This window comes from Blautia sp. SC05B48 (assembly GCF_005848555.1).
In the GTDB taxonomy this organism is placed as follows: domain Bacteria; phylum Bacillota; class Clostridia; order Lachnospirales; family Lachnospiraceae; genus Blautia_A.
This window is the reverse complement of the sequence record NZ_CP040518.1, coordinates 2,648,465-2,663,514: the sequence shown is the minus strand read 5'-3', so window position 1 is coordinate 2,663,514 and position 15,050 is coordinate 2,648,465. Positions and strand designations below refer to the sequence as shown.

The window sequence follows — 15,050 nt, the reverse complement described above, 5'->3', positions numbered from 1 at the left end:
TTATGCAATACAGATTAGGAGAATTATTTTGTGGTCCAGGCGGAATTGCATGGGGAGCTACCCACGCTGATATAGGCAATTCCGATTATTCAATTGTACATCAATGGGCCAATGATTATGATGCAAATACTTGCGAAACATACCGGCACAATATCTGCCCTGATGCACCACAAACAGTTTACCATGAAGATATCCGTAAATTCGATATGAGCAAGCTGGCACCAATCGACGCCCTGGCCTTCGGCTTCCCCTGTAATGATTACAGCGTTGTAGGAGAACAGAAAGGAATGGACGGTGTATATGGACCATTATATTCTTACGGAGTAACAGCTCTGAAAAGATTTAAACCACAATGGTTTCTTGCGGAAAATGTTGGTGGTTTGCGTAATGCTAACGACGGCACGGCTTTCACCAAAATCTTAACAGAACTCCGTGATGCCGGATACACGATTACTCCGCATCTTTATAAATTTGAAGAATATGGTATTCCTCAGGCACGTCATAGAATTATTATTGTCGGCATCCGCAATGACATTAATGTAACCTATCACGTCCCTTCTCCTGAACCATATAGTGAGATAGACAACACATGCAGAAATGCTATTCAAAACCCGCCAATCCCTGCAGATGCACCAAACAATGAAGCTACGCGACAGTCAGCGACCGTAGTTGAACGTCTCAGACATATTCGTCCTGGTGAAAATGCATTTACAGCGGATCTTCCGCCTGAATTACAGCTTAACATTAAAGGTGCCCGAATCAGCCAGATTTACAAAAGACTGGATCCAGAAAAGCCATCTTATACAGTAACCGGAAGCGGCGGCGGCGGAACCCACATTTACCACTGGGAAGAACCAAGAGCATTAACCAACCGCGAACGTGCCAGACTCCAGACATTCCCAGATACTTATGAATTTCAGGGAACCAAGGAAAGTGTACGTAAACAGATTGGAATGGCAGTTCCTTGTCGTGGAGCTCAGATAATCTTTGAAGCGATTCTTAAAAGTTTCGCAGATATTGATTATCCATCTGTCGAAGCTAATATCAATGAATAACAAAAAGTCGGAAGTTTAGCAGCTTCCGGCTTTTTATTATTCATCACTTTTCTTCAACAGAAAAGTCCATATAGTACTGTTCTTCATCTATCTTGTAAAAAGTCACATCTGTTCTTCCATACGCCAAAAGATCATCTTTTTTGACATATGCTCCATTGCATAATCCAAGCCGGTTTCTAAAATATTCTCCCAACAACGCATTACTGGCAGGAGTAGTAATTGCTTTATCATTCTGCTGTTCTACTCTCAGCTGTAACGTGTGATGATCATCTGTAACTACTAAAAAATGCTGTTTATCCAACGGGAAAAATCCAGATTTCGCAATATGCGATGGCAACGGAATATAAGCCTCATTTCTGTTTCTTTTATTCCTCTGTCCCCAGTTTAATCCAGATCTAGTTCCAGTTTCTCCGCCTCGTGCCAAGAGTGACAAATGCACACAATTCTCAGCATCTGTTTCCATTTGTTCCCTTGTCGTATCTTCTGCTGACCGCAAAACAACATATTCATCTACTTCTGCATATGTACAATACATCGTCCTTTTCTCGGCATCTGTATATATTCCATACGCCCGAACAGCATCCGTCTCATTTACATTCTCTTTATCATCATGCAAAAGATATTGCTGCGTAAAAGGTCCTGAAATCTTATACGCCCTTACCGGTGTGTCTCCATTCAACCAAATATAATAGCTGCTATTTTCAAATGCTGGCGGATATGTCAAATAACTACATGAAAAATTCCCCCATGTATCTGAATATCTGGTTCCATGCAGTTCCTTAAAACTTTCATGAGATCCTTTATCTATTCCCTTATTCAAAGTATCACCGATAATCAATTTAACTGTCACATCGGAAATTCCAAGTTCCTCATAGCTTTTTAGCAGCCATGAAGCCATACTCGGTGTAGCTTCTGCTGTTAAAATACACAGCCTGTCTACGCCCTCTTTTATTGGATCAAACAGAATTTTTCCTGCAATTCCATCCGGATATTTTAAATCACCGCTCATCAAGCATCCTCCTCAATGACATCATAATACATTGTATTACTCGGCAATTTTATATTCGGAACCCAGAGTTTCTTTCCGCCCCATCCTTTTGTTCCAGTTATCTGATACATTGTCAGAACCACTTTATCTGTAAAAGTTCCACCCAGCTGCCAATCATTAGGTGACAACAATGCACCTGTACCCTGAGCAACATTTCTTTCCCGGCGTATAATCAAAATTCCCTGTCCTGTCGGATGCTCTGACAAAATAGTATCTATAACAGAGCAAAATGCCTGGAGTTTAAAATCAGGACTCGGAATAATATGTGCCAATATTTCTTTCATTAGACGAAGACTCACCTGATAATACGGCTCTGTTTCAGAAAATGCCTCCAGAAGTTTTGATATATCTTCAATAGAATCATTATCAGGATTAAACGGATAATAATTTGTTCCTCCTGAAATAATTTCCACGTGGTCATTATCCAATACATTTTTACGTGTTGGATTAAGCCCCTCTGGATAATATATCTTCACATCCTCAATGCCCTTTTCAACCTGTGCAATTATAGAATTATTGGTAGCGTTTATATCTGCAAACAATTTATACAGATTTTCATCAATGTAAACCTTCATCATGCCCGGATCACGATCATATCCAAACATCCTGCTGTGCTGCCACATTGTATCTGCCTGCGGTTTTTTACTCGTTCTCGTATAGTAAATAGTCTGTAATCCCGGAAATGTTACGCCACGGCCCAATGTATTTCCGCCAACAACGAAATTGCAGCCAGCTTCATAATCTGAACTCTCCACATCATTTTTTCCATTCATAACAAGAACTCTGAACTGATTTCCAGTTAATATTTCTTTAACTTTAGCATACAAGTCTTCCAAAGAACACTTTTGAGATCTTGACGGATTCATATCTGCGTACTGTCTGCTTAATTCATTCTTTAATTCTGCATCAAGATTTTCAATACACCATTTTAGTTCCTTCTGTATATCTCCTTCAATCTTCTTATGTACAGCTACCCTTACGCTCGGATGAAACAAGCAGTTAGATACTTTACCGCCTGACAAAAGAATCTGAGCAGACACCAACAGATGTCTTACAACCACTTCTCTCATAGGCATTTTAAGCTTTTCCAAAAATGATACACAGTCCGGCTTTCCACTTGAAGGGAAGAAAAAATCACCTCCAAGATAAGCATCTCCCGGCTGAAAATAATATGTAAAATATGGATGCCATCCAGATGCAAGCGTCTGTAAAAAGATTGCCTGCGGCGTTCCTGTCACCTGCAGATATAAACTGCTTGATGCACCATTTTTTATGCTGTCCAGATATTTATTAATTGAAGACTGCCAGTTTCTGTTGACCAACGTATTTAATGAAGCCGCATCAGCCTCATCATCAATGATGAACAGCGGATTTCCTTTCATAAAACCTGTTGAATTAAGAATATTCGCCCACAATTTCAGCATCCGCACATTCTTCTTTAATACAATAATTACAGGATCCATCAGACTGTTTTCATTGAAAAGTGCCGCATCATTTTCTCCGCAAATACAGAATCCATCAAGATCTGTTTTTACTCGATCCAGAGTCTGCTGCTGAAGAACAACATTGTCTGTGGTCAGTAAAACAAATACCGGAAATCCTAAATCTGCCGCCTTGCATATAATTCCAAACATCTGTCCAGTTTTACCGGATTGAACATTTCCCAGCAACAGACCAATTTCATGACTGGAAAAAGAAAATGTTTTTATATGCTTATTTCCAACATCATTTGCTGTTTTTTCAATAGATTCTGCAAGTTTTGTATTTCCTCTATCAGTTATTTTTTTAAGGTAGGTTTTCAAATACTGCATATACTTTTCTCCTATTCATCTTCGGATCCAGCTGTAAATGAAAGCATCCAGACATCCAGCGGATTTCCATCTTCATCCAATGCAGTCTGACCTGTTTTCTTAAATTCCAGCCTGTCACATCCATATTCCTGAAGCATTTCTTCTGTAATCATTCCCAGGCGATCCGTATCAACTGCCGTATTATTTACTGGCTTTACTATACCTGCCGCTGCCAGCCTTCCTTTCAGCCATCTTCCCATTATCAATTCATCGCCAACTGCACTAAACTGTTTATTATTATCACTTGTTGTATGTGCTTTGAACCAATATCCATCATCTGTCACTACAAAAAATGGTTTATTCTTCTCTGGATAACCTTCCATACGGTACACATCTGCGCCAACTGTCAGCTGAGTTTCATACCAGTCTCTTGCCTTTCTCTTACTTCGCGGTGCTGCATAACAGACATTAATATTTGACTTTGTATAATGCTTTCCATCATCCAAATGACGCTCATCTTTCTTAGGAACTTTCAGTTTCAGAAAGAATGAAACATACGCTTTACATCTTTCATAAAACTCCACATTTGATTTTGGTACAGATGTAACCAGTTCTATTCCATTTAATGCAGTATTAACTTCTCTCACAAGCGGCATATTCTTTACAAGCGCAATATTCTCTGAGCAGTTTTGCATTTTCAACTTCTCAATGTGTTCTGCAATCTCCGCCACTTCCTGTTCAGTTGTTGTAATAGCAGACATCTCGTACTGCCTTCTATTGCTTGCTTCCAATTTGATAACTCCAAGATTTGCAGATCCGATAATTGCCGAAAATGGTTTTCCGTCTTTATAAAAGCAAAACAGTTTTCCATGATACTTGAATGCCTTTATAACTCGAATCTCACCAATATCTGATTTCTGCCACTTTTCATTGATTTTTATTGCTGTATGATATGCTCCTTCTGGCATACCTTCAATAAAATACATCCCTATATTTAAGCAAACTTTAGAAATACCACATTTATCCACAAGCCTGTCTAATTCGGCAAGTGATGCATTAGAAGTATATCCAACTGCGATTTCGACTCTGTCAGCTATTTTCATCTGTTCATTAAAGCAGTCCATTATTGTTTCCTGATCATCCTCTGTTCCTAATGGCAGAATATTTGAATATAATAATTCCATCCTGCACCCCCTATAAACTCTTAATGTATTATTCAATTTTACTGCAAAACAGCTGATAATGCTAGGACATAAATGTATTTTCAATTTGTATAGTAAATTGTTTTCAAAGATATACACCAAACATAAAAAAGACGCTACCATTTCTGATAACACCTTTCCAAACTATATCAATTTGTAATCTTTCTTCCACCCAACTGCCATTTATCATGTTTCTTAATGCTCCGCACAGCCTGCCGCAGTGTATTACTGCGGCCATGCTGATGATACGGATGGGACACCTTATGCTTATGAAATATGATACAGGATCCCATCAATGGATATTCTGGATTATGTATATACCACATATGCCTTGTATTCCGGGGACATGATGGTTACATCCCGGTCATCCATATAAATAATCTCAAAATACCCCGGATCCAGACATTCAAGATCTTCTCTGCTAAACACCTGTTGCCTCCTTTCCAAAATACCCTTCCAATGCCTTCTCCATAATCTCCTGCACTGCTCCGGCATCCATCTGTGCAAAATACTTCTCATACAATTCCACCGGCAGTTTCACTGACACACTCTGCGGCTTCTTCTTTTCTTTACACGCCAGAACACTCTCAACCGTCTCTTTCGTAATCTCCTTTCCCATCTTCCGCAGTTCCACTGCCTACTTCGGTTTCAGTTTCTTTCCCTCAGCCTCTGCCACCTGCTGGATCATCTTCTGCATCTTCACATTCAGATAAGACAAATCAACAGCAACTACCATTGCCAGTGTCCCCTTATCTACTGCATCCTTAAATTCCGGAATCAGCCGGTCCAGTCTCATATATCTGGCAATATTCCTTCCAGTCATTCCATATTCCTCACCAAGTCCATCACGGCTCTTCTGTGACTTGTGGACATCATGTCCACAGGTTCTCTGTCTGGACTTGTGGACATCGTGTCCACAGGTTTTTTCCAAAGCCTCAATTTCCTACCGGATATCATTCCGTTTCCCCTGACTGCTTATTTTTTCATAACGTGCCACCAGCACTGCCGCCTTCTCTGATGGAAGCAGTTCCGCAAAGGATCTCTGCAACAGGTTTGTCTCGATCACGTACACATAAGCATCCTCATCAGACAGATCCGTCTTCACTATCGCCGGCACCTCCGTCAATCCTGCTATCTTTGCCGCATTGGTTCTGTTATGCCCTGCAAGCATCTCATATCCCCTTGCAGCCTTCCTCACGATCACCGGATTCAGCACACCATGCTCCCTGATGCTCTGTACCATATCTTCGAGGCGGTCTCCCTCATACAGCCGGAATGGATGATCATGAAACGGATGGATTTCCTCAACAGGAATAGAAACAATCCCATTCACAGCCACTGGCGTATCCTTCACCGGATCCTCAGCAAGAAGATCCAGTGCGTCCTGAAATACTTTTCTTTTTGGTGCATTAGCTTTCATCCCCAACCACCTCCTCTGCCAGATTTCGGTATGCTTTACAAGCCTTATTCTCCGGTGCATACTCCAGAAGCGGCTCACTGTAATAAATTGATTCTCCCACCTTTACTGTGTTTGGTATGATGTTCTTAAAAATCCGGATCTGTCCATCAAAAGTATCCGTCAGCTGTTCTGTGATTACCTTGCAGAGATTTGTTCTGGCATCACACATAGTCAGCAGAATCCCTGCAATCTGCAGGCGGTCATTCAGTCTGCTTCTGACTTTCTTCACTGTCCGGATAAAATCCTGCAATCCCATCATTGCCAGAAGCTGTGGATTGACAGCAATAATCACCTCATCAGCCGCCGTCAGTGCGTTAATCGTCAATGTTCCGAGCGATGGACAGGTGTCTACAATAATATAGTCATACAGCCCTCTCAGTGGCTCCAGAATGCCGACCAGCATCTTCTCTGAACCCATTTCCATCCGTAGCTTACTGTCCACTGCCGAAAGCATCATGGATGATGGAATAAAGTCCACACCGTTTCTGCTCTGAATAAATTCTGACGGATCCGGCACTTCCTCATCTTCCAGCCGATTCATCATCAGATGTCCAATCGTCACCGGTACAGCCGCAGGATCTTCAATTCCGAAGCTGGTAGTCTGATTTGCCTGGCTGTCAAAATCAACAGCCAGAACCCTTTTTCCCATCTCAGCCAGTGAATAAGCCAGGTTCCAGGAGCTGGCAGTCTTGCCAACTCCCCCTTTAAATGATCCGCACATAATAATCCTTGCCATACTCTCTCCCCCTCTCATGCTTTCTTTCCATAACAGCCGGCACTCTGCTCCGCCACATATTTTGCAGTAATTTCTTCTTTTTCATTCTGGTATCTGATTTTCAGTTTCTTAATCTCCTCATCCATAAATGCTGTTTTTGCTTCCTGCTCCTGTGCTTTATTCACATCCGGTGTGATAATCAGCTGACCATTTTCACATTTCACCTGTACATAATCTCCAAGATGAAATCCAAGTTCTTCCAGCCATTTTCCTTTTAATGTAATTGTCGGAACCGTCTCATATTTATAACCGCTCTGTCCACAAACCTTCATATTTCTTACATTTTTCTTTGCCATAGAATTGACTCCTTTCAGATTTGACTAATAGATTTTCAGATAAAAAGAAAAAGCCGCTGACACGTTATCTTCTAACGCATCAACAGCTTCTGTCTTGCTTTGTTTCAGTGTATTATTTGGTTTTATTTAGGCTCTTTACCATCTTTAATACGATAGTAATCATCCATATCCACGCTGAGTTTTACCGTGGTATCTGGTTTTCGGTTGCTCAAGAGGCACACAGTCTCTACATGCGGTGAAAGTTACTTCTTATACTAAATAGCGAAACCGTCACCTTTTGCGAAAATGTTTGTATCACTATTAGGGGGATAGCATTTACCCCGTCTAATCAACTTTCCTACACTACAAGTTTTAGTCCGAATCATTCAGCTTTTAAACGAGAGGCAAAAAGTGTGCCATATGTCCCAGACCCCAACCGACTTAGTTCTCCGTCATTTTTATACCTGCGATTGTAGCAGGAACATATCACGCTTTATATCCATCACAACTATAATAATTGATTTATTATCCTTTCAACCCCCTCAATATATTCATCCATTCGTTTTCTTTTATAAACGTAAATATAAGATGGATGGTGAATTGGTACATAATAAGTCCCTTCATATTTTTTATAATGATATTCAAATTCATCCCATTTTTCAAAATTGATTTTTAAATGTTTTCCAACAGATGAATAAACTTTTTCTCCCAACAAAAAAACTATTTTCGGAGACATTGCCTGAATTTCACCAACCAAATGTTCAAAACAACTATCGATTTCTTTTCTATTAGGATAACGCAATTTTTGTTCCTCTGTTAAAGGAAGGCATTTTACTAAATTTGTTTTATATGTGATTACCTCTCCACACAATTCCTCTATCTTTTGAATCAACATTCCTGTATTGGTTTCCGGAGACAACGGGACTTCTTCATCAGATTCCATTTTTTTTGCCGAAAGACCTACCCAAAAAACCTGACATTCTTTTTCTGTATCTAATAGCGGTTTTTGGTTAAAACACAAACCGCACTTTTGACATCTACGTATTTGCTCAATCATTGTTCTTCCTCTGTAAGTTTCTGTGTTTTTATAATATATTCATTTAACATTTCATCTATCTCCGCACTATAATTCCCAAATTCAAAATTGAACTGTGATCTTCCCTCAAATTGACTTATTGATTTATTAAATTCACACCCATGAATAATTCCAGTGCTTTTTACTATTTCATTATATAACTGCGTTCCATGATATGGTCTAAATTGGAACACACTGGTTCTAAATGTTCCAGGAGTCTTAAGCGATATTTCTTTTATTTTAGAAGCCAATTCATATGTTTTTTGAAAATCTTCTTTTGTTTCTTCTGGAAAACCATAAATAAAATACCCCTTCAAGTCAATTCCATTCTCCAGAATTTCTTTTGAAACAGTTATAACATCATCTGAACTACCAAGCTTATTTATTTTCTTTCTCATTCTTTCTGAACCAGATTCGATTCCAATAAACAATTCCCTACACCTTCCATTGTGGAGATCCTTCACTTTTTCAATATTTCCAATTAGAGACAACACATGAACCATTCCTCGCCAACTCAACTGTGGAAATTTTGAAAAAATATTATTTGCCATATCTATACTTTTACCATTTCTTAAAAACAAATCATCTAAAATTCGAATGCTTTGTATATCTGGATATGTAGATAGTATTTCTTTGATTTCCATTATAACACTTTCTTCTGTGCGAATTCTGGTTGTAACATCTTTATTTAAGCTCCTGGCCCCTCCGCAAAACGCGCAATCAAACGCACATCCTCTCGATGTAATGATTGCTATTTCTTTCTCACCATAATGATTGTCTACTATCTCGTTTCCCAAATACCTCCTATCCAAAAAGACATTTGAAATATCCTCTGGAAAATATTCCGAATCTTTATTAACTCTATATACAAATTTTTGATTCTTTTGTTCCTCTGGAATCTGATTGCATAATCCTAAAACAAGGGCAGGTATTATAAATTCTCCCTCACCAATAATTATGTTCAATCTATTTTGGGTATCCCATTGAAGTATATCAAAATAAATACTCTTAACGGCTTGTCCTCCGATAAAACAATCACATGGGATCTCAATACTTTCAATAATAAACTTCACCATTTCGTAATTTTGCGTAAAAATGTTTATTCCAATATAATCTGGATGCATTTTATTAATAAAATTCGCTATATCTGTTACAGATTTTCTTTCTTTTACGCAATCTACAATAGTAACATCTATTCCCGCTTTTTCTAAATATGTTGCTATATATCCTAATCCCAGTGGTGATAAATACTGTTCTTTCTCTTTTGTGGTATCCCAAAATATAGGAGAGTTAAATAGAATAAATTTTTTCATACCTTCCTCCAGTTATTAACTACATAAGAAACCACTTTTTCTACATTTTCTTCCAAATTGTCATTGTTATAAATATTCATAACATCGATATTATATTTCCTTAATTCTATAATCCCTCTCTCCATAAAATCAAGTTCACTTTTTGACTGATTCCCTTTTTCAAATCTAGTCAATGTATCTCGTTCTGATAATCTTTTTTGCAAAACCCTTTCATCTGCAAACACTGCCAATTGCAAATCCGGCTTTATTATTTCGGAATTTGCAGTCAACACAAAAGTAGCACTAACACCATCCATTTCTTGCAATATTAGTGATGAAAGTATATACCTATCAGAAATAACCAGTTGTCCCTCTTCTAATGCAGGTATAATTTCATTGGTCATATGCTCATATCTATCTGCCGCAACCAAACACGCCAAACTTATCCCTGAATGTTTTTCTGCAAACTCTCTTAAGAAATTTCCCAGTTTAGTATCCGTGGGCTCCCTTGTTATATATACAGCATATCCCAATACTTCCAATTTATTTTTTATAGCCTCTATTAGTGTTGACTTTCCAACACCATTAGGACCATCTACAGCTATAAAATAACCGTCTAGTTTTTCCTTCTCTAACATATAACCACCATCTCTATTGAAAAGAAAATATGTGTATCACAGTATCAATATATTTATCATCACTTTTGTTTATAATGGGATTTTCCAAAAGATTTTACCCCTGCTACAAGGCTTCCTGTCTCTGCCTTTCTAAAATTTCTGTATATTGTTCATACGCAGCTGTTTGGAACATTTTAAGTATTTCCTCCTGCACATCTAACATTGCCGGATGAAGACTGGTCCTATGTCAAGATTTAGTACGAGTTAAAATGAGAAATTTCTCCCCATTTTAACCTGCCAGAAGCTCAGCCTCAGTGTGCGTTCTTTCATACACTCGTTCGAATTCGTTTGGCGACATATAGTTGCAATGGCTATGAATTCGTTTCGTATTGTAGAAAGCTTCCAGATATTCAAAAATCAACTGGTATGTCTGCTTATAGTCGCGAATTTTAAAGCGATTGAGCCATTCACGTTTGATAATAGAATGAAAGGATTCAATGCATGCATTATCCCACGGAAAAGCTTTCTTCGAATAACTGCGCTACATATTTTCGGTTGCTTTTTTATATTCCTTTGCAACATATTGGCTGCCACGATCCGAATGGATAATTAATGGTTGATCGATATTTCGGCGAACTTGGGCTTTGTTTATAGTATCAATCACGCAAGATACTTCCAGTGTTTCTGAAAGCGTCCAGGCTATGATTTTTCTGGAAAATAAATCCATAACACTGGTCAGATAGACAAATCCATCTATTGTCCAGATGTAGGTAATATCCGAACACCAGACTGCATTCGGACGATCAGGATTAAATTGCTCATCAAGGATATTTTGTAATTCAGTGCTGAAATCGGAATCTTTTGTGGTGATCGTCCATGGTTTGCTCCACTGAGCACGGATCCCCATTTGGCGCATATATGTACCAACGGTTCTTTCCGAAATGACTTCACCAGTTTTTCGAAGTTCTACAGTGATTTTCGGAGCACCGTAGTTCTGCTTGGAATCATCATAAATATCCTGTATTTTTGCTTTTACAGCTTTACGACGTTTTTCTGTATCAGAAGGTACGTGGTGGAGCCATGCAAGATATCCTGAGCGAGAGACACCTAAAAATTTCAACATTCTGGAGACGGAAACCCGGCGTCCAGCCTTTTTGGCAGCTTCCGTCTTCTCAGACACTTCAAGATAAATGGCTTCCGTCATTTTCTCAGAATGTTGATTGCTTTTTTTAACACATCAAGTGCATCTTGGGCATCACGTAATTCACGTCTGAGACGGGCAATTTCCTTCTGCTCATCAGATGCATAATTACCAGAACCACGAACAGGAATATCACCTGATTCCCGGAAGTCTTTCAGCCATTTTGTTAATGTGCTGTATCCGATGCCAAGATTTTCTGCACATCCACGTACTCCGAGATTTTTGTGATCCTGATAGTACTGGACTGCATCAAGTTTAAATTGTTTGTCATGTTGCTTTGCCATATGAGATCCTCCTTCAGCATGCCTCTATTATATCATGCTTATGTGTATTTGGAATTTCTCATTTTGGCTTGTACTATTTATATTCTAGCACCATTGTCATAATTAAGAAAAGTAGACTTGCCACTAAATTGGTCACCTGTGATATCTATAATAATATGTTTGTCTACCATCAGCCACGCATGAGATGTCCGTTTTCATCCGGTTTACCCCAATATGTTCCACAGACATAATCTGTTTTGATACCTTTATCTAATAAATACTGGGCTAACAAATCACTCGTATCTCCGCAACAAGCACGTGGAAATCTGCGATATATGCTGTCATTATCAAACTCCCCTGCTTCCAAAGCCAAATCAATCGCTCTTCGAAATTGGGTTGTGAACTGTTTAATTTCCTTCATCATACGCTCCTTTAACAAAACCACTTTTGCCAAAATGTATATCTCTCATTCCCCAAATCCTATCCCCTGGGGTAAATCTCCGATTATATCATCACTCTTCGGAAACAGAAACACACATCTATTTTTCTTCCAAAATCGCAGAAACCTTTGATTTATTGGGATTTTCTTGACAGAAGGCAGACTGTTTCAACATGGACTCCCTGCGGAAACATATCCGTAGTAGAAACCCGCATCAACTCATAATCCTCCGCACACAGCACCTTCAGATCCCTCGCCAGTGTCGCACTATCACAGCTCACATACACAACCCTCTCCGGCTTCATTTTAAGGATTGTATCCAGAAGCACCTCATCACAGCCCTTCCGTGGCGGGTCTACCACGATAACGTCTGCATAAACGCCATTCTTCTCATACTCTCTCGGCAGCACTTCCTCTGCTTTTCCGACAAAAAACTCTACATTCTCAATGCCATTGAGCTTCGCATTCTCTCTTGCATTGTCAATGGCCTGTGGTACGATCTCCACGCCGCGGACGAATTTTGCTTTCTGGGCCAGGAACAGGGAGATAGTTCCGATTCCACAGTACAGATCCCATACAGTTTCATTTCCCGTAAGGCCGGCATATTCCAGAGCCTTTCCATACAGTTTTTCGGTCTGGATGGGATTAACCTGGAAAAAGGACAGGGGAGAAATCTGATAGGAAATATCTCCGATGCTGTCCGTTATATAGGACTGTCCCCAAAGGAGACGAAGCTGATCACCCAGGATCACATTATTCCGTTTTTTATTAACATTGATGGTAATGCTGGTCATTTCCGGAATTTCACAGAGTGATTCCACCAGAGCCTTTTCTGCAGGGATCTTATCTCCGTTTAAGATCAGACAGACCATCATCTCATCTGTATGGAAGCCATAACGAATCATAATATGACGTACAAGACCTTTTCCCGTAGTCTCATCGTAAGGCTGTACATGATATTTTTCCATGTGTCCGATCACACGATCCAAAACCTCTTTATTCTGTTTCACTCCCAGAATACATTCCCGGTTATCAATGATGGAGTGGGTTCTTCCTGCATAAAAGCCTGTGATGATCTTTCCGTCTTTATTTTTTCCTACCGGAAACTGTGCCTTGTTTCGATAATGATAGGGTTCTTCCATCCCCATGATCGGTTCCATATCAAGATTCTGAAAACCTCCGATTCTTTCCAGATGTCCACGAACCTTTTTCTCTTTAAATTTCAGCTGCTGCTCGTAGGATAATGCCTGAAGCTGGCATCCTCCGCACTGGCGGGCAATGGAGCAGGCAGGCTTCACACGGTATGGAGACGGCGTGATCACCTCCATCAGGCGGCCATAGCCGTAGTTCTTTTTTGCCTTGATGATCTTGGCTTTGATCCGGTCTCCGATCACGGCGTCTTTCACAAAAACGGTGAAGCCATCGGCTTTCCCGATACCTTCACCGTCAACTCCGCAATCCTCTATATCTAAAGTGAGTATATCGTTTTTACGGAATTCCATGTATTAAATATCTCCTGTTCTTCTTAAATTGGACTCAAAAAGCCGGTTGAAACCAAGCCATTCTTTTTTGCCTTTGTCTGCGTGGAAAATTTCTGTCAGAGTCTCCATCCTTGCATCTGTATTGTCTGCCAGATTCAGGGCAACTGCCTCCGCAAGTGCCGGTTTCTTGGGAGAACCGTACTCCAGCTCACCATGATGTGCAAGAATACAGTGGATCACCTGATTCTCAATCTTCTCCGGAAAATCCGGAATCTCTTTTGCAAGATCATGTACCATCTGCGCCCCGATCACAATATGTCCCAGAAGCTGTCCCTCATCTGTATAATCATTCATCGGAAAAGCAGAAAGCTCCTTAGTTTTACCCACATCATGAAGAAGTGCAGTTGTGATCAGAAGATCACGGTTTAAAACCGGATATGCATTCGCCATGTAATCACAGAGACGTGTCACTCCAAGAGTGTGTTCCATCAATCCACCGATAAAGCCATGATGTACGGTCTTGGCCGCAGAATGTCCCTCAAATATCTTCATAAATTCCTGATCTTCTACAAAAAGCTTCTTCAGAAGCTGGGAAAGATAGGGATTCTTCACACTGTTGATAAGCTCTCGCAGCTGGCTCTGCATATCATCCACACTGTTCTCACTGGTAGGAAGATAATCTGCCGGATCATACTCCCCTTCTCCTGCCTTGCGTGCTCTCTTGATATTCAGCTGCATGGCGCCTGCAAAGCTTGTCACATCTCCCATGATCTCAATGTAATCAAGAGCATCAAAATCATCAATTCCCAGAGAATTGGGATCCCAGATCTTACCATCGATCACACCTGTTTTATCCTGAAGGATCAGATTCTCATAAGGCTTGCCATTCTTCGTTGTAGCTGCCTGTTTCTGTTTGCAGAGATAGATCCCGTTTACTCTGTCTCCTTCATGTAATTCATTTAAAAAACGCATAAATTTCTTGCCTTTCTGTTCTTTTTACTTTCAAAGCGGACATACTTACGAACGCATCTACTTCACACTTTGCATTCACAACCAGTCTTTCTTTACGATCTCTGGC

The 15,050-nt window shown here is 39.8% G+C and carries 18 protein-coding genes; 1 reads left to right on the top strand and 17 read right to left on the bottom strand.

Annotated features, from left to right (window positions below):
• Nucleotides 1-2 precede the first annotated feature (2 nt).
• Nucleotides 3-1,055, top strand: coding sequence for a DNA cytosine methyltransferase (locus tag EYS05_RS12305; protein ID WP_138277278.1), 1,053 nt, complete (start codon nucleotides 3-5; stop codon nucleotides 1,053-1,055).
• A 43-nt stretch (nucleotides 1,056-1,098) separates the two neighbouring features.
• Here the strand turns inward: EYS05_RS12305 and EYS05_RS12300 are convergent, their stop codons facing one another.
• The 17 genes from EYS05_RS12300 to EYS05_RS12220 all read right to left on the bottom strand — a co-directional run bounded on the left by EYS05_RS12300 (nucleotide 1,099) and on the right by EYS05_RS12220 (nucleotide 14,944).
• The gene (locus tag EYS05_RS12300; RefSeq protein WP_138277277.1) at nucleotides 1,099-2,064 is read right to left on the bottom strand and encodes a restriction endonuclease PLD domain-containing protein; all 966 of its coding nucleotides are present in this window, start codon (nucleotides 2,062-2,064) and stop codon (nucleotides 1,099-1,101) included.
• Entirely contained in the window at nucleotides 2,064-3,914 is a 1,851-nt protein-coding gene (locus EYS05_RS12295) for a Z1 domain-containing protein (protein WP_138277276.1), read from the bottom strand. The genes EYS05_RS12300 and EYS05_RS12295 overlap by 1 nt, the downstream gene beginning before the upstream one ends.
• Before the next feature lie 11 nt (nucleotides 3,915-3,925).
• The gene (locus tag EYS05_RS12290) at nucleotides 3,926-5,077 is read right to left on the bottom strand and encodes a restriction endonuclease PLD domain-containing protein (protein WP_138277275.1); all 1,152 of its coding nucleotides are present in this window, start codon (nucleotides 5,075-5,077) and stop codon (nucleotides 3,926-3,928) included.
• A gap of 439 nt (nucleotides 5,078-5,516) precedes the next feature.
• Nucleotides 5,517-5,714 (bottom strand): hypothetical protein, encoded by a 198-nt coding sequence (locus EYS05_RS17715; protein ID WP_138277274.1) that lies wholly within the window; start codon nucleotides 5,712-5,714, stop codon nucleotides 5,517-5,519.
• An 18-nt stretch (nucleotides 5,715-5,732) separates the two neighbouring features.
• Nucleotides 5,733-6,026, bottom strand: coding sequence for a hypothetical protein (locus EYS05_RS17710; RefSeq protein WP_138277273.1), 294 nt, complete (start codon nucleotides 6,024-6,026; stop codon nucleotides 5,733-5,735).
• Between the two features lie 12 nt (nucleotides 6,027-6,038).
• Nucleotides 6,039-6,515, bottom strand: a complete 477-nt coding sequence (locus EYS05_RS17705) for a ParB N-terminal domain-containing protein (protein WP_138277272.1) — start codon at nucleotides 6,513-6,515, stop codon at nucleotides 6,039-6,041.
• Complete coding sequence (locus tag EYS05_RS12265; RefSeq protein ID WP_138277271.1) at nucleotides 6,505-7,290, bottom strand: ParA family protein; 786 nt, start codon at nucleotides 7,288-7,290, stop codon at nucleotides 6,505-6,507. Before EYS05_RS12265 ends, EYS05_RS17705 begins: the two co-directional genes overlap by 11 nt.
• Nucleotides 7,291-7,304: 14 nt before the next feature.
• Nucleotides 7,305-7,625 (bottom strand): SymE family type I addiction module toxin, encoded by a 321-nt coding sequence (locus EYS05_RS12260; protein WP_138277270.1) that lies wholly within the window; start codon nucleotides 7,623-7,625, stop codon nucleotides 7,305-7,307.
• A 487-nt stretch (nucleotides 7,626-8,112) separates the two neighbouring features.
• A complete protein-coding gene (locus EYS05_RS12255) occupies nucleotides 8,113-8,661 on the bottom strand; it encodes a uracil-DNA glycosylase family protein (RefSeq protein ID WP_138277269.1) in 549 nt (182 codons plus the stop codon).
• Complete coding sequence (locus EYS05_RS12250; protein ID WP_138277268.1) at nucleotides 8,658-9,992, bottom strand: B12-binding domain-containing radical SAM protein; 1,335 nt, start codon at nucleotides 9,990-9,992, stop codon at nucleotides 8,658-8,660. Before EYS05_RS12250 ends, EYS05_RS12255 begins: the two co-directional genes overlap by 4 nt.
• Nucleotides 9,989-10,609 (bottom strand): dTMP kinase, encoded by a 621-nt coding sequence (tmk, locus tag EYS05_RS12245; protein ID WP_138277267.1) that lies wholly within the window; start codon nucleotides 10,607-10,609, stop codon nucleotides 9,989-9,991. The genes EYS05_RS12250 and tmk overlap by 4 nt, the downstream gene beginning before the upstream one ends.
• Before the next feature lie 268 nt (nucleotides 10,610-10,877).
• On the bottom strand, nucleotides 10,878-11,066 hold the full coding sequence (locus tag EYS05_RS18085) for an IS3 family transposase (protein WP_243119311.1): 189 nt from the start codon (nucleotides 11,064-11,066) through the stop codon (nucleotides 10,878-10,880).
• Nucleotides 11,067-11,129: 63 nt separating this feature from the next.
• Nucleotides 11,130-11,792, bottom strand: coding sequence for an IS3 family transposase (locus EYS05_RS12240; protein WP_243119099.1), 663 nt, complete (start codon nucleotides 11,790-11,792; stop codon nucleotides 11,130-11,132).
• Nucleotides 11,789-12,073: a helix-turn-helix domain-containing protein gene (locus tag EYS05_RS12235; protein WP_138277266.1), complete on the bottom strand. Its 285-nt coding sequence runs from the start codon at nucleotides 12,071-12,073 to the stop codon at nucleotides 11,789-11,791. The genes EYS05_RS12240 and EYS05_RS12235 overlap by 4 nt, the downstream gene beginning before the upstream one ends.
• 169 nt (nucleotides 12,074-12,242) lie before the next feature.
• Complete coding sequence (locus EYS05_RS12230) at nucleotides 12,243-12,506, bottom strand: hypothetical protein (RefSeq protein WP_330575459.1); 264 nt, start codon at nucleotides 12,504-12,506, stop codon at nucleotides 12,243-12,245.
• A gap of 119 nt (nucleotides 12,507-12,625) precedes the next feature.
• On the bottom strand, nucleotides 12,626-13,993 hold the full coding sequence (rlmD, locus tag EYS05_RS12225; protein ID WP_138277265.1) for a 23S rRNA (uracil(1939)-C(5))-methyltransferase RlmD: 1,368 nt from the start codon (nucleotides 13,991-13,993) through the stop codon (nucleotides 12,626-12,628).
• Between the two features lie 3 nt (nucleotides 13,994-13,996).
• Entirely contained in the window at nucleotides 13,997-14,944 is a 948-nt protein-coding gene (locus EYS05_RS12220; RefSeq protein WP_118514797.1) for a 3'-5' exoribonuclease YhaM family protein, read from the bottom strand.
• Between the last annotated feature and the right edge of the window lie 106 nt (nucleotides 14,945-15,050).

Bases quoted from the DNA above. Each gene is read 5' to 3' on its own strand.
- EYS05_RS12260 (WP_138277270.1), bottom strand. From the start codon at position 7,625: ATGGCAAAGAAAAATGTAAGAAATATGAAGGTTTGTGGACAGAGCGGT.
- EYS05_RS12240 (WP_243119099.1), bottom strand. From the start codon at position 11,792: ATGACGGAAGCCATTTATCTTGAAGTGTCTGAGAAGACGGAAGCTGCC.
- EYS05_RS12295 (WP_138277276.1), bottom strand. From the start codon at position 3,914: ATGCAGTATTTGAAAACCTACCTTAAAAAAATAACTGATAGAGGAAAT.
- EYS05_RS12290 (WP_138277275.1), bottom strand. From the start codon at position 5,077: ATGGAATTATTATATTCAAATATTCTGCCATTAGGAACAGAGGATGAT.
- EYS05_RS12305 (WP_138277278.1), top strand. From the start codon at position 3: ATGCAATACAGATTAGGAGAATTATTTTGTGGTCCAGGCGGAATTGCA.
- rlmD (WP_138277265.1), bottom strand. From the start codon at position 13,993: ATGGAATTCCGTAAAAACGATATACTCACTTTAGATATAGAGGATTGC.
- EYS05_RS17715 (WP_138277274.1), bottom strand. From the start codon at position 5,714: ATGGGAAAGGAGATTACGAAAGAGACGGTTGAGAGTGTTCTGGCGTGT.
- EYS05_RS12300 (WP_138277277.1), bottom strand. From the start codon at position 2,064: ATGAGCGGTGATTTAAAATATCCGGATGGAATTGCAGGAAAAATTCTG.
- tmk (WP_138277267.1), bottom strand. From the start codon at position 10,609: ATGTTAGAGAAGGAAAAACTAGACGGTTATTTTATAGCTGTAGATGGT.
- EYS05_RS12265 (WP_138277271.1), bottom strand. From the start codon at position 7,290: ATGGCAAGGATTATTATGTGCGGATCATTTAAAGGGGGAGTTGGCAAG.
- EYS05_RS12255 (WP_138277269.1), bottom strand. From the start codon at position 8,661: ATGATTGAGCAAATACGTAGATGTCAAAAGTGCGGTTTGTGTTTTAAC.
- EYS05_RS17705 (WP_138277272.1), bottom strand. From the start codon at position 6,515: ATGAAAGCTAATGCACCAAAAAGAAAAGTATTTCAGGACGCACTGGAT.
- EYS05_RS12235 (WP_138277266.1), bottom strand. From the start codon at position 12,073: ATGGCAAAGCAACATGACAAACAATTTAAACTTGATGCAGTCCAGTAC.
- EYS05_RS12220 (WP_118514797.1), bottom strand. From the start codon at position 14,944: ATGCGTTTTTTAAATGAATTACATGAAGGAGACAGAGTAAACGGGATC.
- EYS05_RS12250 (WP_138277268.1), bottom strand. From the start codon at position 9,992: ATGAAAAAATTTATTCTATTTAACTCTCCTATATTTTGGGATACCACA.